Genomic DNA, 17,181 nt, shown 5'->3' on the forward strand with positions numbered 1-17,181 from the left:
TCTTTTGGCATGGCCCTTTTCTGTTGCTTTTATAAATCAAGACCGTAGAATTTCTCCAATTGCTCACTCCACAGCATCGGTATTTCCCTCAAGTTAGCTAACTTCAAACTCCTTGGCTGCCTCCCATTTACTATGTCTTCTTTAATCTTTGGTGCTAAATAGTTCAATCTCAAAATTTGCTGTATACGTCTTGTACCTATATTAATTTTGGCACTCAGCTCTTTCACACTTTCGTATTTTCTCTCTTCTAGTTGCCGTTTCCACAGATGGGCTCTTACCACTGCTTTCAGTAATGCATTGTTTGTTTTCCCCTCTGGCTCTACTACTGTGCATTTATTTCCTTTCTTCTTTATTGATATAAATTTTTCCTCCGATTCAGAATACACCTCTATTCCATCCTCTCTCACCAATACTGCTTTTATTAACTTTTTCACTGCTTCTTTCTGTTTTCCAAAGCTTAAATTTTTCCACTCTTCCACTTTTTCTTCCCAATTTTCATACAGGCGCTCAGCTCTCTTCATTACTTCTTTTTCTACTTCTCCTGCTATTACATTTCGGTTTTCTGATTCACAACTTTTTCCCCTTAAATGATTATTGCATACGTAATATCTATACCTTTTATTCTCTTTTTTTGCGTACGTCAGCGTCATATTTGCATTACAGCTCTTGCACCTTAATTATTCCCTTTAGCAATGCTTCCTCGTATTTCGCCTTTCTATATGGTTGATTCTTTATCAATTCCTGCGCTTTTTGCCATTTTTCCTCTTTTATTATTGCTTCATGCTTTCCCTCATACTCTTTCTCATAATGTCTTATCTTTCCCATATATATCGGATTTGTTATTATTCTTCTCACCGTTGCTTTTTTAAAGATATCTGATTTTGTTCTATAACCTTCTCTATTTAACTCCCTTGCCAATTCTGCCATTGATTTTAGCTCCAAATATCTTTCAAATATATGCTTCACTGTCCTTGCTTCTTTTTCATTTATTATTAATTCTTTATCTTTTACATCATATCCAAGCGGCAAAGTTCCCCCCATCCACAATCCCTGCTCCTTTGATGTTGCTATTTTATTTTTTACCCTTTCTACGATCATTTCTCTTTCTAGCTGTGCTGCTCCTGACAATACCGTTTGTACAAACTTTCCCATTGGCGTATTATTATCAAATATCTGCGTTACTGCTATAAAATTTACTCTATGCCTTCTAAAAAATGATGTCACTTCTATACTATCTTTTGTTTCCCTTGATAACCTGTCTAGCGTATATACTACTACACAATCTACTTCTCCTTTTTTTACATCTTCAAACAACTCCTTTATCGCTGGTCTTTCTAAATTCTTTCCTGAGAAACCTCCATCATCGTACCTTTTTGCCAATGCTACCCAACTCTCTCTGCTCTTTATGTATTTTTCACATGCTACACGTTGCGCATCAAGACTATTAAATTTTTGTTCTAGACCATCTTCATTTGACTTCCTAGTATATATCGCACATCTTACCTCTTTCAGCATTCTTTCTCCTTATCTCTCATTCCAAATAGAAGCGGCCCATTGTAACTCATTCCCATTATTTTTCCGGCTACTGCTGACAATGACGTAAAAAATTCTTCTCTGTAGATTAAACCCTTATCTGTTACCATTACCGCATGCATCTCTTCTCCTCTCTCTAATATTAGCTCTGTTCCTGCTACTGGAAGTTTGTCACTACTTATTCTTTTTCCCTTCTCTAGTCGATCTGCTAGATACTCTAGTCTTTTTGCTCCTTTTCTTGACATTTTTCCATACGCTTCCTCCTGCATTCTATAAGCTAATCTCGGTATCAGATATTTCTTTGAGTATCTAGGCGCCTCTTCCCCATATACCTTCTTCCATATTTTTCTCAGTTCACCCAAAGGTTTTTTCTCTAAATTCATTACTTTCTTTTCTATTTCTTCCTCCATATTTTTAGCCTTTCATAAATAACTTTTCAATTCTGTCTGTTTCTTTCTTTAATACCTCGGTTATCTTTTTGCTATTTTTCGCATAATCCATCGCTGTCATTCCAAATTTATCCGCTTGCTCTATTTCTCCTCCAGCTTTCACTAGCTCCTCCACTATTTCTTTTTCACCTACCATGCACGCAAGGTGTAGAGGTATGCATTTATTTCCATATTCCTCAGCATTTACATCTGCTCCTGATTTTATCAATTCCCTCACGATTTCTAGACGTTTCTCCGTTACCGCTAGGTGCAGTGCTGTATATCCTCTTGCATCTGCTGCATTCACATTCGCTCCTTTTTCGACTAATAACTTCACTGTTTTTGCTTCTACTGCATAATGCAGAGCTGTTCTTTCCTTTTCGTCTCTTGCATAAATACTTTTAAATGAGTTCTCTAATAATTCTTTTGCTGACTTATTAAATTTGCCAAGCTTTAACATAATCCACCTCACCTTTTCTTTAAATTTAAATCCCTCTTTTAAGCATTCCTTTTCGCTACCTCATCTATCATTTCGTTCACTTGGTTCATTATTTTGCTTGCTAAATTTTGACATTCTTTCTTTATTAGCGATTTGTCTCTCTTCCTTATTTCTTCTATCTCTATTATTTTTAACTCTGGTAAATAACTCCCATTCAACATGTCTGCTATTTCTCCCACTAGCCTCTCTATTCCATAGCAGGTCAGTTCTCTACTTTTTGTTACTCCACCTTTTTCTCTTAAAAATTTACTTGCCTTTTCACTCTCTTTGCTATCACATAGACGATACTTTTCACTTTCCCAGATGTAATACATTGGCGTTGCACCATATTTATTCAGTTGATTAACCTCAGCTCCTGCTTTTACTAGCTCTTTTATTATTTCAACTCCTCCTATTTTGCATGCAGAGTGGAGTGGCGTACATCCAGTGACATATTGAGTGGCATTTACTTCTGCTCCCGACCTTAGCAGCACTTTTACATTTTCTAAGCTTTTCGCAAATACTGCACAGTGTAGTGGCGTATAACCATTTTTATCTCTTGCATTAACCTCTGCCCCTTTTTTTATTAATAATCTCACTGTTTTGTAATCAGAGATTTCTACTGCTTGATGCAAGATCGTCTCTCCTTCTTCATTTCTTTTATTAATGTTTTTAAACCCGTTACTTGATACTTCTTTAAAAAACTTACTCTTGCTAAAACTCATTTCATACCTCACAAAATTAGCTTTTCTAGCGTCAGATAAATTTCTTATATTTATACCAATTCCCACTATATAAAGAACAGATAGACAATAATGGGAAAGAAGTGATACTAAAGTAGATAAAATAGAGAGGTATAAATGGCATTAAGGTCAAAACTATTAGACGAAAAAGTTGTAAATTTGGCGAAAGAAATGTTAAAAAAGGTCAGAAATAACGCATATGTTTCAAAAAAGTTACAAGCGGTGATAGCAGGAAAAGAAAGTAGTATAAGCGCTGTGGCAAGAATATGTAAAATTTCAAGGACTGCTTTGACTGAATGGATAAAGCATCTAAAATTTGGTAGAGTAGAAAGATTATTTTCCCCGTCTCAGCGGCGAAGAAAAAGCAAATTAAACAAAAATCAACGTGAGCAAATTGAAATATGGGTAGAAAGAAATCCAAATATTACTATTAAGGAAGTGCAAATAAAAATCTCAGAGGAATTTGGCCTAAACATTAGCAAATCAACAGTGCACCGTGAGATACAAAGGATGAAGTTTTCTTACATAACACCGAGGCCAATTCACCATAAACAAGATAAAAACAAGCAAGAAGAGTTTAAAAAATACTTCAATAAAATAGTCAATTCCCACCCTGAAAAGGAGGTATTTTTTTGATGAATCACGATTTGGAACTCATTCAAAAATCGGACACGGATGGTTTAAAAAAGGGGTCAGAACACAGGTTAAAATGAAAATTGGTAGACAAAATTTCTATATCTACAGTGCGGTAAATCCAAGAAGTGGTAAGAAAATTAGCCTACTTGCTCCATATGTAAACACTGATTGTATGAATATATTTCTGGAGCAGATGTCGAAAGATTTAGGCACGAAAGAAGCCTTTCTTGTAATGGATTGTGCAAGTTGGCATAGATCAAAAAGTTTGAAAATTCAGGAAAACATTACCATCATATACTTGCCTCCTTATTCACCGGAACTGAATCCTGTTGAAAGGTTGTGGCAATATATCAAATACAATACTTTACGCAATAGTATCTACGATACCATAGGTTTACTTGAAGATGTTTTGTGTAATTTTATTGTCAATATTTCCAGTACTACTATTAAACGAGTTTGTAATGTTTCTTATTTGTTCGGTCAGTAATGGATTTTGGTATTACAACTTCAAGTAGCTCTTCTGGCAGTGTGGATAATTGTGTTGATAAAATCGAGATCTGTACTTTCCCTGGTATAGGTGATTCTACTAGTGCATCTTTTACTCTACTATCTGCTGACAGTGCATGATATTTATAATATTCCTTACTTCCTCCTGTTGACCAACCTGCTATTTTTGCTTTTACCCTCTTTCTAAATCTTTCATCCTCTTCTTCTTTTTCTCTCTCTACTCCATAAAATTCAGCCAAATTATCAAGATCTTCTCCCCTTGCAAATTTCAGTAAATTACTCTTTACTGCTTCGTTCATCCTTTGTCTGAGCAAAAGTTCTCGCCAGGCTGCTACCTCCAGAATCTTTATCGCTGGATCGGATTCTACTAACGCTGAAAAGGTTTCATCTCTACACACTAACTCCTCCTTCATTCTGGAAAAGATTTCCTCATAGCTTAGTTTTTCAATAATATTAGATGTCTGCATTTCTAAACAACTATTCCACTAATACCTATGAATTTGCCTTCTGAAAGATACATACCTTCAAGCACAAGAGTCATTTTTCCTTCTTTAGCTTCAGCAATCTTTACTTTTTCTAACTTAAATCTCTTTTCCCATTTTTCCAGTGCTTCTGCTGTTGCTGCATAGATTTCCAAAGTTAAATCTCTATTTATTGGCTTATCCACTAACTCAAATAATCTCGACCCATAATCCCTTCTCATGATCCTACTGTTAACAGGAGTGGTCAGTATATCAATTATTGATTGCTTTAAGTGTTCTAAACCCTCTAGTTCTTTACCTGTTTCTTTGCTCATTCCCTTCATACTGGCTCTGTAAAAACATCAGAACTCCCTCTAATTACTTTAAACCCACATGAAACTATATCTTCTACTCTTCCTATACCAAGACCATTTGCAAACACTGTTTTTGATCCTTGAATCATTACTTTTCCTTCACTAAAACTGTCTCCTTGTCTACATATTGACTTACCGTTTACAAAAACATTATTACTTCCGCTAATGCAGAAATGTGGTATAGCTTCTCCACAGTAGTCTCCTAACCTCACTATTCCTTTGTTCAATTTAAGTCGATCCTTTCTGCTTTCAGTTTTATTCCACTTTTTGTCATTTCTATACTTGATCCCCCAGCCTTCAGTGTTATTTTGTCCACTACTTCAATCTCTAAATGATGTTTTTCCTTATCATATGTAAACTTCGTCCCATCTTGAAATTTTACACTATTTATTTCTTTTTTATTCTCTGGTGCATGGTATTTTTCCTGATATATTCCTGCTAACACCACCCCTAATGATAGTTCACCAAGAGGAGAAAATACCACAACTTGTTCATCGATATCTGGCGGAGACCAATCTCTATCTTCTCCTGCTTTGCTTGTTATCCATGGCAACCAATCTGTTAAAAATTCTCCTATTTTCACTCTTACTTTTGCTTTTTCATAATCTATTTCTTTTACAACTCCTATACGAATCATATTCGCTACTTTTCTCTGTAACTCTGCAATGGCAAAATTATTTTCCAACATGCATTTCTCCCACTTCTATTTTATGTGGCTTAATTTTCCCCTCTTCCCATACTGATTTACCTAAATGAAGCTGATGACTCCAATCAACCATCCACACTAAATATGCATCTAATTCTGGTCTAAATCCGTCAATTTCCGCAGATATAAATTCTCCTGGTGAAACATTTTTCACATTCCAAGTATTTTTATTTACTACTTTCGCAACTTCGCTAGCTAATGATCTAACAATAATAGCTGCATTTTCTATTGTGCTATCAATCACAATTCGTGCTTCAAATCTTGCTTTCATGGCTAATTCCTCAGTACCTGCATCTTTACCTGGTTCTAAACTTGCTAATTCTACAAACACCGCTGGCGCTAATAATTCTTTTCTTATCGATGGATAAATTTCACATGTCTGTATAGACGGTATTTCTTCCTTCAGTGTGCTGCAAATTGCTTGATGTAAATCTTTCCAGAACTTTGTCATACCTTTAAAATATAGTTTAGCTCATGCTTAAAGTATTTCTCAAACTCTCTCTCACTCTCATAATTAACAAAATTCCCTATTATCCTTGAAGCCTCTGGTTCTAGTGGCAACTTAATTTCCTTTATTGGCAATGCTGCTCTTCCTTCACGTTTAAACATACCGCTATTTCCTTTTGGCATAACTGCTGCAAATCCTCCTATAAACTCATGCTTTCCTACTTTCGATCCTCTTCTTGTTTTTTGTATTTTACCAATTGTCGATGCTCTAATGTCATAGAGATTTGCTCTAATTAACACTTCTAATCTGCTAGTTTTCGCCTTAAAAATTCTTAATCTCTTTCTTATCAAACTTTTCTTTTCCTCACTAATTTCTTTTGCTGTCTTCAATTTTAGCCATAGTGCTGTTCTGTTTAACGCTCTTACTATTGCTAATTCTATTTTTTTTCTTTTAGCATTTACACTTTCTATTACCTCAACTTCTATATGCACAGACATTTTACACCCCATACGCTTCGATTCGCCAGACCATTCCAGATTTATCTCTAAGTGGTGGTGTGTGTATTTTGTATTTGCAATCACCTATAACAAAAATATCTCCTACAATTGGCCTCAGTATATCAAAAATGCTTACCTCAAGAAAAAGCATCTCTCCCACAAATTGTCCTTCACCAATCTCGTATAATTTATCTGGCTGTTGCTTTAGTACTTGTACCATGTACGCCTTATTTTTCGACTTATACAAAGCTACTTCTCCTAAATGGGCAAAACAATCTTTTAGTAATCTCTTAATATTCTCTTGCATTCTTTCATAAGTATGCTAATAAGTTATATACTAGTAGAGTCCTCTTGTACCTCACCAACTTGTAGTTACTCTACCAGTATTGTTATGCTGCAACGACTTTTACTAATGTTCCTGGTCTGTGGCACATTGGCAATGGATTCGACTGCGTATGTAAATCAGTTCCTCTATCAAATCTCCTTGGCTCTTGTTTTGCATATAGTGGCTGTCCGAGAGTATTCACTGTCTCATTAAAGTCTGCTGGTGCAAAATATGTTGTAAATGTGCTCGCTGTTCCTACTGGAAAACAGTTTCCACTTTCCCTTTCTATAAACCTTCTCACATTTCCCTCAGGATCAGTTGCCTGCCCTCTATATTCCTCAAATGTTATTCCACAGAACGTAAATCCTGACCTCATATCATTTCGAAGTGCTGCTCCTTCTTGCCATCTTTCATATGCCTCTTTCACTTTACTATGCGAAGTTAGTGCATCAAAAAACTCAGGGCTTACCAGTGCATGAATTCCCGTCATATATTCACCACTTAAGTTATCCTCAATATGTCGCAATACCTCCAAGCACTTACGCTTTACATCAGTTGTTGCTGTTCCAAGGGCAAAATTTACTACTTTTGGTGTTATTTCAAATTCGTTGTACAGATTTAATAATTCCGACCCATCAGCATCTAAAATTATTCCCTTCAGCGCTCCCATACGCAAATGCTCCAACGTTATTGCATGTTTATTTCTCATTAGCTGCAAATGGTCAGTTATTACATCTGCCAGCGCTTTCAGTTCACTTTCCGACCCAAATGCTCTTATTCCCTGTACTTCCTCTGGTAACACTACATCATCGTGAGGAATATGTGGAATCGTAAATGTTCTTACTTTTCTTTTTCCTCTTTTTCCTACTGTTGCTGGTGCTCCTGGTATTTGTGTTGGTAATAAACTTAATACTCCGTTGTGTTCTTCTATGGTAATATGTCTAAATCTTACTGATCTACTTGGAAACAAATTTAAATTTTCAATTCGTCCATAATTTATCGGCAATATATTTATCGCATTTGTTAGTGCCGTCATGCTAAATGCTGTGTTTGTAAATGGATTTTGCATTTTTTATTTTCCCCCTTTGTGTTTTTTATTGTTTAATATAGCCTTAGACTGCTTTACGGATAATGATCCCTCGTCCTTCAAGTTGCTTTATTGCTGCATTTTTTTGCTCTTCAGTGATATTTGCTGGCCACACCACTGCATGATCTGCTAGTATTGCACCACGAGTAATAATTACTGCTTTGGCATTTTCTGTCGCATTTACATCACTTACTATTGCACCTATTGCTGTTTGTGTACCATCTGTGGCAGTTGGATTTATTATCTTAATCATGTTATCTTTATCGAGAGCCACTACTGTACCAAGTTTAAGATTTTGTCCCTTTGCTACTGTTATCTGATCTCTTGAATATAGACTTGACACCTCATACTTTAATAGGTCACCAAGATTATTTTGTTCGCTTATACAACTCATAAAATTTCCTCATTTATTTTCCCCTTTAGTTTTACCGCCATGTTTATAATTGTTGTACGCGGCGGTTATAAAAAAACTTAAATACTTGATTGTGCTCTAGCTTTAGCTACTTGTATCATCAAATCTTCTCCTGAATTCTGTGGTATTGCACTCAGTATCTCTGTCTTCTTTGTTCTCTCTGCAAGTAATTCCATTAAAACTTCCCTAGCTTGCTCAACACTTACACTTTGCTCAATAAATTCTCCTATCTTTTCTGGCATCTTCGATAAATTACATAAACGTATTAATTCAAGAACTTCAGTACGATACTTGGTTAAATTATCAGTTTCTAGGTCATTTGTAGTTTGTTCATTCATAGTAATACTCCTGTTTTTATTAATAGATGAAAGAATTGTCATTCCGTCTGCAAGGCCTATTTCTATTGCTCTCTCGCCAAAATATAGCCCTGCCTCCGTTGATCGAATCTTTTCAATTGAAAGACCTCTGTTCCTCGCTATTAGCTGCACAAACATTTCATATAGTCAGTCTACTTCTTTTTGTAAGCTTTCCAGACTTTCAGACGTCATTGGCTCATGTGGATTTAAATCATTTTTTCTACTTCCTGCAAATACTGTGGTATATTTTATTCCACATTTTTCATTAAATCCACTTTGATCTATATGACTTGCTATTACCCCTATGCTTCCTACTCCTGAAGTTCTGCTCACAAATACCTTTTCAGCACTTGACGCTATAGCATATGCAGCAGAGTAAGCATCATCATTTGCTAATGCCACAATTCTCTTTTTTGCTCTTGATTCGTAAATAAAATCAGCCAGGTCAAACACTCCATTGACCTCTCCTCCTGGACTATCTATATCCAAAAGAATTATTTCCACTTTTTCATCCTCTAAAGCTTCTTCTATTTCCTCTTGTATCTTCTCGTACGATGTCATACCTAGAAAATCATCAAAAGCTTCTGGTTTTTTAGTTAAAATGCCATGTATTGGTATTATTGCTGTCTTTTCTATATTGTTCTTTACATAGTGTTTTACGTTTTTAAAGATAGGTTGTTTTTGACTATGAAGCGATAGTAGTTCAAAACTTTTTGCTTCAAGCATTAATGGTCTACTTAGAAACATTGTTTCCCCCAACATCAGAATCAAATATTAAATTGAGACTATTTGCTCGCTTTTGATCTTCTGCTATTTCTTGATCAATTTCTTCTACGTCGTAACCCATTTCTGATACTACTTCTGATCGACTTTTAAAGCCATTTCTTACTGCCATTTGTTGTGCTTGCTGGTCTTTTAAAGGATCAACCCAATCAAACCCTTGTGGTATCCATTTTACTTCTTTCAATGACTCACTTGTTAAATCTTTAGCTATAGAAAGTTTTCCAGATACTAACGCTAATTCTAGCCATCTATTCCATACTGGTCTGCAAAATTGAAATACCATAATGTTGTGTTGCAGCATAGCACATCTACGACGAAACTCTATTAATCCAGCTCTGATTGATGAATAATTAACGCCTGTTAAATCTCCTGTTAACTGCTCATATGTTATCCCTGTACCAATCGCTATTGCCCTCAGTTGCTGTCTCATGAATGCTTCATAACTTCCTCCAACATCAGACGGCTCTGAAAATTTTATATCTTCTCCTGGGTCTAAAAGCTGCATTGTTCCAGGTTCTAGGCCAGATAATGCTACTCCTTGCTCACTTGCTTCACCTTCTCCCATGATATTTGCTTCTGGATCGAGTCTTGTAATAAATCCAGCAAACATTGCTGCAGTTTTCTTTCTCACCAGCTCTGCATCATCATATTGATCAAGCTCATAAAGCTTCAGCAGTATATTAGAAAGCCATGGCTCTCCTCTAATTTGCCCAGGTCTTAGTGGTCTATATATATGTAAAACATCGTTTGCTGGTACTCTCACTGATTCTCCAAACGTACTTTCACCAGGGTGTTCTCTAAATAAGTAATATGCTTCTCTTTGCCCAAGTCTATTGAACTCAATCCCGTTTCTTATTACATTACCATTGGCTAGTGTTTGATTGCTCTTATTGTCCAAATGCTCTGATTCCAATACTTGAAGTTGCAATGGTACAGAAAATCCATCTTCGAGTTTACGATGTCGGAGGCGTACAAAACACTCTCCACCTTCTATCATGCTCCTACATACCAGAGCTTGTAATCCATAAAAATCACTTATTCCACAGCTATCTGCTTCATCTGTCCATTTTAGCCATAATTCTTGCACTTTCTTTCGAAATTCTGCATTCTTTGCTTTTGATTGTGGTTTTATTCCTGTTCCAATAGAGTTACTTACTATTGTATCAATAATATTTGCTGCATATGGATTTTTTCTCACCATATCACGTGATCTACTACGTAAAGTTTCAAGGCTTTGAGACAGCAAATTGTTTATACTTCCTAACTCTGGTTGAAAGTGAAAAAATCTTCTTCCTGAGCCTGCTGCATCCCACGCTGAGCTTTTGATTTTTGGCTTACTAAATAGTTGTTTGAACGATTTTAATAGCATTTTGCCTCTTTGATTATGCAGCAGTTTGTTGCGCAATTTGACATTAAAAAATTACAGCAAGCTGCTGGAGAGTCTGGCTGTTAACACTTTATAAATTATGCATGAGGCTCTTGCACAAATACCAACGCTTATTCTGGGCTGCGTTCATAAATGTCCTTCCGATGTCCCATTGCAGTAATAGTTACTGTGTGTTTTGAGTAATTTATCCTATAAATTACACGATAATCACTTACTCGTATCCTAAAATACCCTTTGAATTCATGCGGTAATGCTTTACCTATTGCTTTAGGGTTGGTTGCAAGACGACTATCTACAGCTCTTCTCACTCTAGATCTTATCGTTGGTGGTAATGCAAGAAAGTCTTCCTCAAGAACTTTTTTTGAATAGATAATATCGTATCTCAGCTTGTATCTCCACCTTTAGACTGTTTTTGCAGATAATATTCTATTCCAATCTACATCCTCACTTCTAATTTCTTCATCACCTCTAGCATCACGCTCAAGAGAAAGCTTAGCCAACTTTATATCTACTTCATCTATTTCATCATCTTCTTCAGATAATTTACTTGCTTCAATTTCTTCTTCCACTAGGTCCTTTACAACCTCTTCTATAGTTCTATTTTGAACTTTTGCCATTTCTATAAGGTAGTGAGCAAATTCCCCCTCAAAATTTACATTAACATTAAGCCTTTCTTGACTTTGATCCATATTTTAACTAGAAAATACCAATTTTAAACTATAACATTTTTACACAATTTTGTCAATTCCCTTACTTGTCGCAATCACAATTCTTCTCTTCGGTCTCACACCTGCAACTTTCAGTTCAGCCTTAATACGTTGCCGTAGATTCAGCAGGTCATTTATCTGAACTTCAGCATATCTCACCACATGGTCACCATATGCAATTGATACTACTCGCTCTCCGTTTTGCAGTTTTTTTATCGCTTCTTCGACTTGACTTAAATATTCCTGATTGTACATTTTACTTCTCATTCAACCATTTACTTTGTCTCACTTTTTTAGGCTTTTTACTTTCCATTTTTCCACTCAAACTATTCCACTTACTCTCTGGCCATCTGTCTATTCCCAGTGCTATCGATGCTGCTCTTGCATAAATCCTACAGTCTAATACTTCATTTCTTTCTCTTACCTTTTGCCACTCCTGTTTGGTGTATCCTTTTACTACCTTGCTGACTAATTGCTCTGCCGTTAGCTGCTTAAAATACTCATACCAAAATCCATTACTGACCGAACAAATAAGAAACATTACAAACTCGTTTAATAGTAGTACTGGAAATATTGACAATAAAATTACACAAAACATCTTCAAGTAAACCTATGGTATCGTAGATACTATTGCGTAAAGTATTGTATTTGATATATTGCCACAACCTTTCAACAGGATTCAGTTCCGGTGAATAAGGAGGCAAGTATATGATGGTAATGTTTTCCTGAATTTTCAAACTTTTTGATCTATGCCAACTTGCACAATCCATTACAAGAAAGGCTTCTTTCGTGCCTAAATCTTTCGACATCTGCTCCAGAAATATATTCATACAATCAGTGTTTACATATGGAGCAAGTAGGCTAATTTTCTTACCACTTCTTGGATTTACCGCACTGTAGATATAGAAATTTTGTCTACCAATTTTCATTTTAACCTGTGTTCTGACCCCTTTTTTAAACCATCCGTGTCCGATTTTTGAATGAGTTCCAAATCGTGATTCATCAAAAAAATACCTCCTTTTCAGGGTGGGAATTGACTATTTTATTGAAGTATTTTTTAAACTCTTCTTGCTTGTTTTTATCTTGTTTATGGTGAATTGGCCTCGGTGTTATGTAAGAAAACTTCATCCTTTGTATCTCACGGTGCACTGTTGATTTGCTAATGTTTAGGCCAAATTCCTCTGAGATTTTTATTTGCACTTCCTTAATAGTAATATTTGGATTTCTTTCTACCCATATTTCAATTTGCTCACGTTGATTTTTGTTTAATTTGCTTTTTCTTCGCCGCTGAGACGGGGAAAATAATCTTTCTACTCTACCAAATTTTAGATGCTTTATCCATTCAGTCAAAGCAGTCCTTGAAATTTTACATATTCTTGCCACAGCGCTTATACTACTTTCTTTTCCTGCTATCACCGCTTGTAACTTTTTTGAAACATATGCGTTATTTCTGACCTTTTTTAACATTTCTTTCGCCAAATTTACAACTTTTTCGTCTAATAGTTTTGACCTTAATGCCATTTATACCTCTCTATTTTATCTACTTTAGTATCACTTCTTTCCCATTATTGTCTATCTGTTCTTTATATAGTGGGAATTGGTATCAGGTGCATACTCGGGAAAATGACAATATCCAGGTAGAGCTTTTCCTTCTTCTCCTTTTGAAATATTAAGTAATTGAAAAAGCTCTGACTTTAATATCGATACTCCTACTGGCCAGAGCTTTATTCCTCTTTTCAGCTTTTGACCACCAACTGTTATATCAACTCTACTTGGGCTACTCAGCGGCACTAGTGCTTTATTTACACCTTTTACTGCCATTACTCTTCCAGAGCCCTGATGACCTCTTACCCAGTTGTAAACTTCCTGCGTTGCATACCCTGCATCAACCGCCATCATGCTTATCATATATTCAAGCCCATTTTCACCGATAAAATGATGATTTAAGAGCTCAGAGAGTTTTCCCCATACTTCTCCTCCTCCTGTATCTCCTTCAAATACTCGGTAGTCTATTGACCAACTTTCACGGCTTTTTCCCCATGCTACAACTTCCACCTCTAGACGATCTTTTTGGACATCTACTCCTGCAGTAAGTACCACTTCTCTCCTAGGTACTGTGCCTACGGGAAAAAATTCTCTCCTGTTAAATAATTGCTTCCAATCTGGTACTTCTCCTTTGTCTACCCAGGTTTCTCCAAGCGTAGTATTTATCCATACTTTTAGTAATTGTTCACTTTCTTTTGCATGAAGAAAATCTTCTACTGCTTGAGTCCAGCTATACCAGCCTACTGGACTATAAAGACTTGAAAGATGAAATCCTTTTTTCTCACCTTTTACTCTATTAGTAGGCCTCCATTCTCCACGCTCAAGCATCTCTGTCTTTTGATGATTTTCTATTTTGCCGCTACATTCAGTGCAGACATAATGTGCTGTTCTTGAGTCATTGTTTTCCCATTTTATTTGTGACCATTTTAGAACTTGATAGTAATTACAATGCGGACAGGGAACAAAAAAATATCTCTTATCTGTTGCTTCAAATTCTTTCTCAATTCTGCTTATTCCATGAATTGTTGGTGTTGATACTAAAAAAATCTTTCGTCGTGCAAACGTATTAGTTCGGGCTATGCTGAGTAAAACTGGATCTCCTTCTCCTCCTGAATCTCCTGGGTAGGCATCTATTTCATCAAGAAAGAGATATTTTACTGGCATAGATCTCAGTGCTACACTGCTATTTGCTCCGGTTATTACTACTATTCCACCTGGAAATTCCTTACTCTGCACAGTATTGCCTGAGTCTCTTGATCTTGGGTCTTTTACTTTACTCTTTAAACATGGCGTACTCTCTATTAACGGCGCAAATCTTCCTTTTGACCAACGCTTTCCCATTTCAACTGTTGGCTGCACAACTAACATTGGACCAGGAGTCTGATCTATAATATAGCCTATCCAATTATTTCCTGCTTCTGTTCCTCCAATCTGCGCTCCTTTCATGAATACTACTTTTTCAGCAGGTGAAGACGGAGAAAGTGAATCCATGATTTCTTTAAGGTATGGCGTTCTCTCTGTTCTCCATTTTCCTGGCTCTGATGCTGCAGTTGGCGCTAAAACTCGATACTCATTCGCCCACTCTGATACTTTAAGCGACGAATCTGGTTTTAAACCTTCAGAAAAAGCTCTAGCGTATATCATTGTCTGCATCTACTCATAATTGGTTCTATCTCAATATTGTTAACAGTAGAGTTTATTCCTCCACACTCCTCCAATTCCATAAACATCTTTTTCTGAAATTCGTTTTCTATATATCTTTTGCTCATCTCGCTTACCATTATTGCTACAGCAAGAGCAAATATCCCTGTTATTGTTGCAAAAATGATCACACTGCTTATTGTTGTTGCTGTTAACCCTATACATACCGCTATTGCTACTGCACTTACTGAGGTAAAAACACAGATCACACTATTGTATTTTCTCACTTTTGCATCTCTATGCTCTATACACCTATAATAAATTGGTACAGATCTGCCTATCTCGTCTGGTAATTTGATGCTCTTTTCTTTAAATAAAGTTTTTAGCAATTCTAAATTATTTAACTTGATTGCTAAGTGCAGAACAGGTGTATAATTTGCTCCTTTTTTCAGCAATAACTTTACTACATGTAAATGCCCTTTTTCTGCAGCAAGGTAAATCGGTGATAGACTCTTATTATTTGAAATATCAATATCAATTTCTTCTTTTAAGATAGACTCTACAAGCTCAATTTCTCCTCTTTGTGCAGCTAAATGGAGTAGACTATTCTTTTCAGAACCGTATTTATTACTCATCAAAGCCTTCTTTATCTCAGGTTTAGCGTAATCAAATGGTGTTTTACCGCTATCGTCTTTTACCAGAGGGTCTATATCTTCTCGCGTTAGTAAAACTTCTATTGTTTTAAGTCTTTCAGCATAGTGTAGTGGTGTTTTATTTTCGTAGTCTTGCAAATTGACTTGAGCATTAGGCTCCCTTATTAAGCATTTGAGAATATCAAGACATAAGTCTCTTTCATCGTAATTAGTATTACTTACAGCTATATGAACAGGTGACAATTTCATCGAGTTTTGTCCTACACGTGCGCTATTTACATCTGCTCCTAGCTCCAGTAATAACTTTACTATCTCCAATTTTTTGTTGTTAACTGCATAGTGCATCGGTGTCTGATTTCGTGCATCAAAAACCTCGATTTCAGCATTTCCTTCTCTTATCAAAATCTTTACAACTTCTGCATGTCCTATGCCTGCCGCTAGATGTAATGGCGTATGATGCAAAGCATTTCGTGCATTAACGTCAATACCTTTTCTGATCAAATATCTCACTGCATTAATTTCACCTATCATTGCAGCTAAATGAAGTAAACTATCTTGTTCTGACCCGTATTTGTTATTAATTAGCGCTTGTAATATCTCTGCTTTTTTCCCTTCTTTGGCGTAATCAAGAGATGTTTTACCATCATTATCTTCTACAAAAGGATTGATATTCTTTTTTGTGAGTAGCAGATCCACCATACTTAATTCATCAAACTCTATAGCGCAATGTAGTGGGGTTTTTCCATTTAATCCTCTGACATTAACATCTAATCCAGGTTGATTAATGAGACACTTTATTAACTCCAAACTTAAGTTATCAGCCATTATTTAAAATTTAATATTAGATAACTCTTCAAGTGAGTTTGTAATTTCCTCAGTCAATGTTCCATGAATCTTTTCAGTGTCACTCAGTGATGCAAGCAATGCTGAAACTCTATTCGGAATATTAAGCAAATTATTACGTATAACTCTTGCTACATTAAATGCTTCGCGCTTTACTTCCTCTACTGCTACAAGTTCACCAATCTCAGCTTTTGCCTTTGCCTCAAGAAGTTTACCTCGTTCCATTTCATTTTTTATTCTAGTTTTTAGCAACATCGTGGAAAGGTTACTTGTATTTTCGTTTTCTGGATTTTTCCTCCTAAGTGGCTGACTTGGATCTCTTATTGCTGCCACCGCTTCATTTGCTTGTTCTCTATTGATCAAACCATCCTCCAACTCAACTATTCCTTTTTTTACTAAATAACAGACATATTGCTTTGATACTCCTATCTCTCTTGCCCATTCTGTTTGTGTGATTTTCACTTTTTTTTCTCCTCTCTCTTGTTTCTACGAATTTTCTTCTTGAATCTCTGAAAAGGTTTTGCCAGTATCAGCAATTTCCTACCTGTTTATACTTGCCGGCGTCTTAGAGATATTTTACTAATATAGAGCGAAGTACTCCGGTTTATAGCTGCTTTCTTTTTACATAGTG

The 17,181-nt window shown here is 35.9% G+C and carries 21 protein-coding genes and 3 pseudogenes; 1 reads left to right on the top strand and 23 read right to left on the bottom strand.

The window, feature by feature from the left end; genetic code table 11:
• Positions 1 to 29: 29 nt before the first annotated feature.
• The 4 genes and pseudogenes from ABWU24_RS00495 to ABWU24_RS00510 all read right to left on the bottom strand — a co-directional run bounded on the left by ABWU24_RS00495 (position 30) and on the right by ABWU24_RS00510 (position 3,164).
• Positions 30 to 1,515: pseudogene (locus ABWU24_RS00495) on the bottom strand (recombinase family protein).
• Positions 1,509 to 1,943 carry a DUF2924 domain-containing protein gene (locus ABWU24_RS00500; RefSeq protein ID WP_138265077.1) on the bottom strand — a complete coding sequence of 145 codons (435 nt, stop codon included), beginning with the start codon at positions 1,941 to 1,943 and terminating at the stop codon, positions 1,509 to 1,511. Before ABWU24_RS00500 ends, ABWU24_RS00495 begins: the two are co-directional and overlap by 7 nt.
• A gap of 4 nt (positions 1,944 to 1,947) precedes the next feature.
• A complete protein-coding gene (locus tag ABWU24_RS00505) occupies positions 1,948 to 2,421 on the bottom strand; it encodes an ankyrin repeat domain-containing protein (protein ID WP_138265078.1) in 474 nt (157 codons plus the stop codon).
• Positions 2,422 to 2,459: 38 nt separating this feature from the next.
• On the bottom strand, positions 2,460 to 3,164 hold the full coding sequence (locus tag ABWU24_RS00510) for an ankyrin repeat domain-containing protein (RefSeq protein WP_341810128.1): 705 nt from the start codon (positions 3,162 to 3,164) through the stop codon (positions 2,460 to 2,462).
• 135 nt (positions 3,165 to 3,299) lie between these two features.
• Here ABWU24_RS00510 and ABWU24_RS00515 point away from each other — a divergent pair.
• Positions 3,300 to 4,305 (top strand): IS630 family transposase gene (locus ABWU24_RS00515; RefSeq protein ID WP_353274215.1). Its coding sequence is split into 2 segments (ribosomal slippage): positions 3,300 to 3,809 and positions 3,811 to 4,305, totalling 1,005 coding nucleotides; the frame shifts between segments, so codons are not numbered across the junction.
• Positions 4,306 to 4,317: 12 nt separating this feature from the next.
• Here the strand turns inward: ABWU24_RS00515 and ABWU24_RS00520 are convergent.
• From ABWU24_RS00520 to ABWU24_RS00610, 19 genes and pseudogenes are all read right to left on the bottom strand, one after another.
• Positions 4,318 to 4,792 (bottom strand): annotated as a pseudogene (locus tag ABWU24_RS00520) (baseplate J/gp47 family protein); the annotation flags it as partial.
• 2 nt (positions 4,793 to 4,794) lie between these two features.
• The gene (locus ABWU24_RS00525) at positions 4,795 to 5,130 is read right to left on the bottom strand and encodes a GPW/gp25 family protein (protein ID WP_265014514.1); all 336 of its coding nucleotides are present in this window, start codon (positions 5,128 to 5,130) and stop codon (positions 4,795 to 4,797) included.
• Complete coding sequence (locus ABWU24_RS00530; RefSeq protein WP_265014515.1) at positions 5,127 to 5,387, bottom strand: PAAR domain-containing protein; 261 nt, start codon at positions 5,385 to 5,387, stop codon at positions 5,127 to 5,129. The genes ABWU24_RS00525 and ABWU24_RS00530 overlap by 4 nt, the downstream gene beginning before the upstream one ends.
• Positions 5,384 to 5,848, bottom strand: a complete 465-nt coding sequence (locus ABWU24_RS00535) for a phage baseplate assembly protein V (RefSeq protein WP_353274267.1) — start codon at positions 5,846 to 5,848, stop codon at positions 5,384 to 5,386. Before ABWU24_RS00535 ends, ABWU24_RS00530 begins: the two co-directional genes overlap by 4 nt.
• Entirely contained in the window at positions 5,835 to 6,317 is a 483-nt protein-coding gene (locus ABWU24_RS00540; RefSeq protein WP_353274269.1) for a hypothetical protein, read from the bottom strand. The genes ABWU24_RS00535 and ABWU24_RS00540 overlap by 14 nt, the downstream gene beginning before the upstream one ends.
• Positions 6,314 to 6,811 carry a phage tail protein gene (locus ABWU24_RS00545; RefSeq protein WP_353274244.1) on the bottom strand — a complete coding sequence of 166 codons (498 nt, stop codon included), beginning with the start codon at positions 6,809 to 6,811 and terminating at the stop codon, positions 6,314 to 6,316. Before ABWU24_RS00545 ends, ABWU24_RS00540 begins: the two co-directional genes overlap by 4 nt.
• Before the next feature lies 1 nt (position 6,812).
• Positions 6,813 to 7,118 carry a hypothetical protein gene (locus ABWU24_RS00550; RefSeq protein WP_341810090.1) on the bottom strand — a complete coding sequence of 102 codons (306 nt, stop codon included), beginning with the start codon at positions 7,116 to 7,118 and terminating at the stop codon, positions 6,813 to 6,815.
• A gap of 82 nt (positions 7,119 to 7,200) precedes the next feature.
• Complete coding sequence (locus ABWU24_RS00555) at positions 7,201 to 8,205, bottom strand: major capsid protein (protein WP_264685631.1); 1,005 nt, start codon at positions 8,203 to 8,205, stop codon at positions 7,201 to 7,203.
• Positions 8,206 to 8,248: 43 nt separating this feature from the next.
• On the bottom strand, positions 8,249 to 8,617 hold the full coding sequence (locus ABWU24_RS00560) for a head decoration protein (protein ID WP_191110935.1): 369 nt from the start codon (positions 8,615 to 8,617) through the stop codon (positions 8,249 to 8,251).
• Between the two features lie 77 nt (positions 8,618 to 8,694).
• A pseudogene (locus ABWU24_RS00565) lies at positions 8,695 to 9,738 on the bottom strand (S49 family peptidase).
• Positions 9,725 to 11,143, bottom strand: a complete 1,419-nt coding sequence (locus ABWU24_RS00570; RefSeq protein WP_143688827.1) for a phage portal protein — start codon at positions 11,141 to 11,143, stop codon at positions 9,725 to 9,727. The pseudogene ABWU24_RS00565 and the gene ABWU24_RS00570 overlap by 14 nt, the downstream one beginning before the upstream one ends.
• Before the next feature lie 128 nt (positions 11,144 to 11,271).
• Positions 11,272 to 11,547, bottom strand: coding sequence for a type II toxin-antitoxin system RelE family toxin (locus tag ABWU24_RS00575; protein ID WP_353274774.1), 276 nt, complete (start codon positions 11,545 to 11,547; stop codon positions 11,272 to 11,274).
• Positions 11,548 to 11,562: 15 nt separating this feature from the next.
• Positions 11,563 to 11,850 (bottom strand): hypothetical protein, encoded by a 288-nt coding sequence (locus ABWU24_RS00580; protein WP_143688829.1) that lies wholly within the window; start codon positions 11,848 to 11,850, stop codon positions 11,563 to 11,565.
• Positions 11,851 to 11,889: 39 nt separating this feature from the next.
• Positions 11,890 to 12,123 carry a gpW family head-tail joining protein gene (locus ABWU24_RS00585; RefSeq protein WP_341815820.1) on the bottom strand — a complete coding sequence of 78 codons (234 nt, stop codon included), beginning with the start codon at positions 12,121 to 12,123 and terminating at the stop codon, positions 11,890 to 11,892.
• Between the two features lies 1 nt (position 12,124).
• Positions 12,125 to 12,466, bottom strand: a complete 342-nt coding sequence (locus tag ABWU24_RS00590) for a terminase gpA endonuclease subunit (RefSeq protein ID WP_410542172.1) — start codon at positions 12,464 to 12,466, stop codon at positions 12,125 to 12,127.
• A protein-coding gene (locus tag ABWU24_RS00595; protein WP_353274215.1) for an IS630 family transposase occupies positions 12,384 to 13,389 on the bottom strand; the annotation gives its coding sequence in 2 pieces (ribosomal slippage) (positions 12,384 to 12,878 and positions 12,880 to 13,389; 1,005 coding nt in all). Before ABWU24_RS00595 ends, ABWU24_RS00590 begins: the two co-directional genes overlap by 83 nt.
• A 51-nt stretch (positions 13,390 to 13,440) precedes the next feature.
• Positions 13,441 to 15,057: a phage terminase large subunit family protein gene (locus ABWU24_RS00600; protein WP_353274271.1), complete on the bottom strand. Its 1,617-nt coding sequence runs from the start codon at positions 15,055 to 15,057 to the stop codon at positions 13,441 to 13,443.
• On the bottom strand, positions 15,054 to 16,532 hold the full coding sequence (locus tag ABWU24_RS00605; RefSeq protein WP_341815819.1) for an ankyrin repeat domain-containing protein: 1,479 nt from the start codon (positions 16,530 to 16,532) through the stop codon (positions 15,054 to 15,056). Before ABWU24_RS00605 ends, ABWU24_RS00600 begins: the two co-directional genes overlap by 4 nt.
• A 3-nt stretch (positions 16,533 to 16,535) precedes the next feature.
• Positions 16,536 to 17,012, bottom strand: coding sequence for a hypothetical protein (locus tag ABWU24_RS00610; RefSeq protein ID WP_264685626.1), 477 nt, complete (start codon positions 17,010 to 17,012; stop codon positions 16,536 to 16,538).
• Between the last annotated feature and the right edge of the window lie 169 nt (positions 17,013 to 17,181).

The organism is Wolbachia endosymbiont (group B) of Hofmannophila pseudospretella (genome assembly GCF_964028515.1).
GTDB lineage: Bacteria > Pseudomonadota > Alphaproteobacteria > Rickettsiales > Anaplasmataceae > Wolbachia.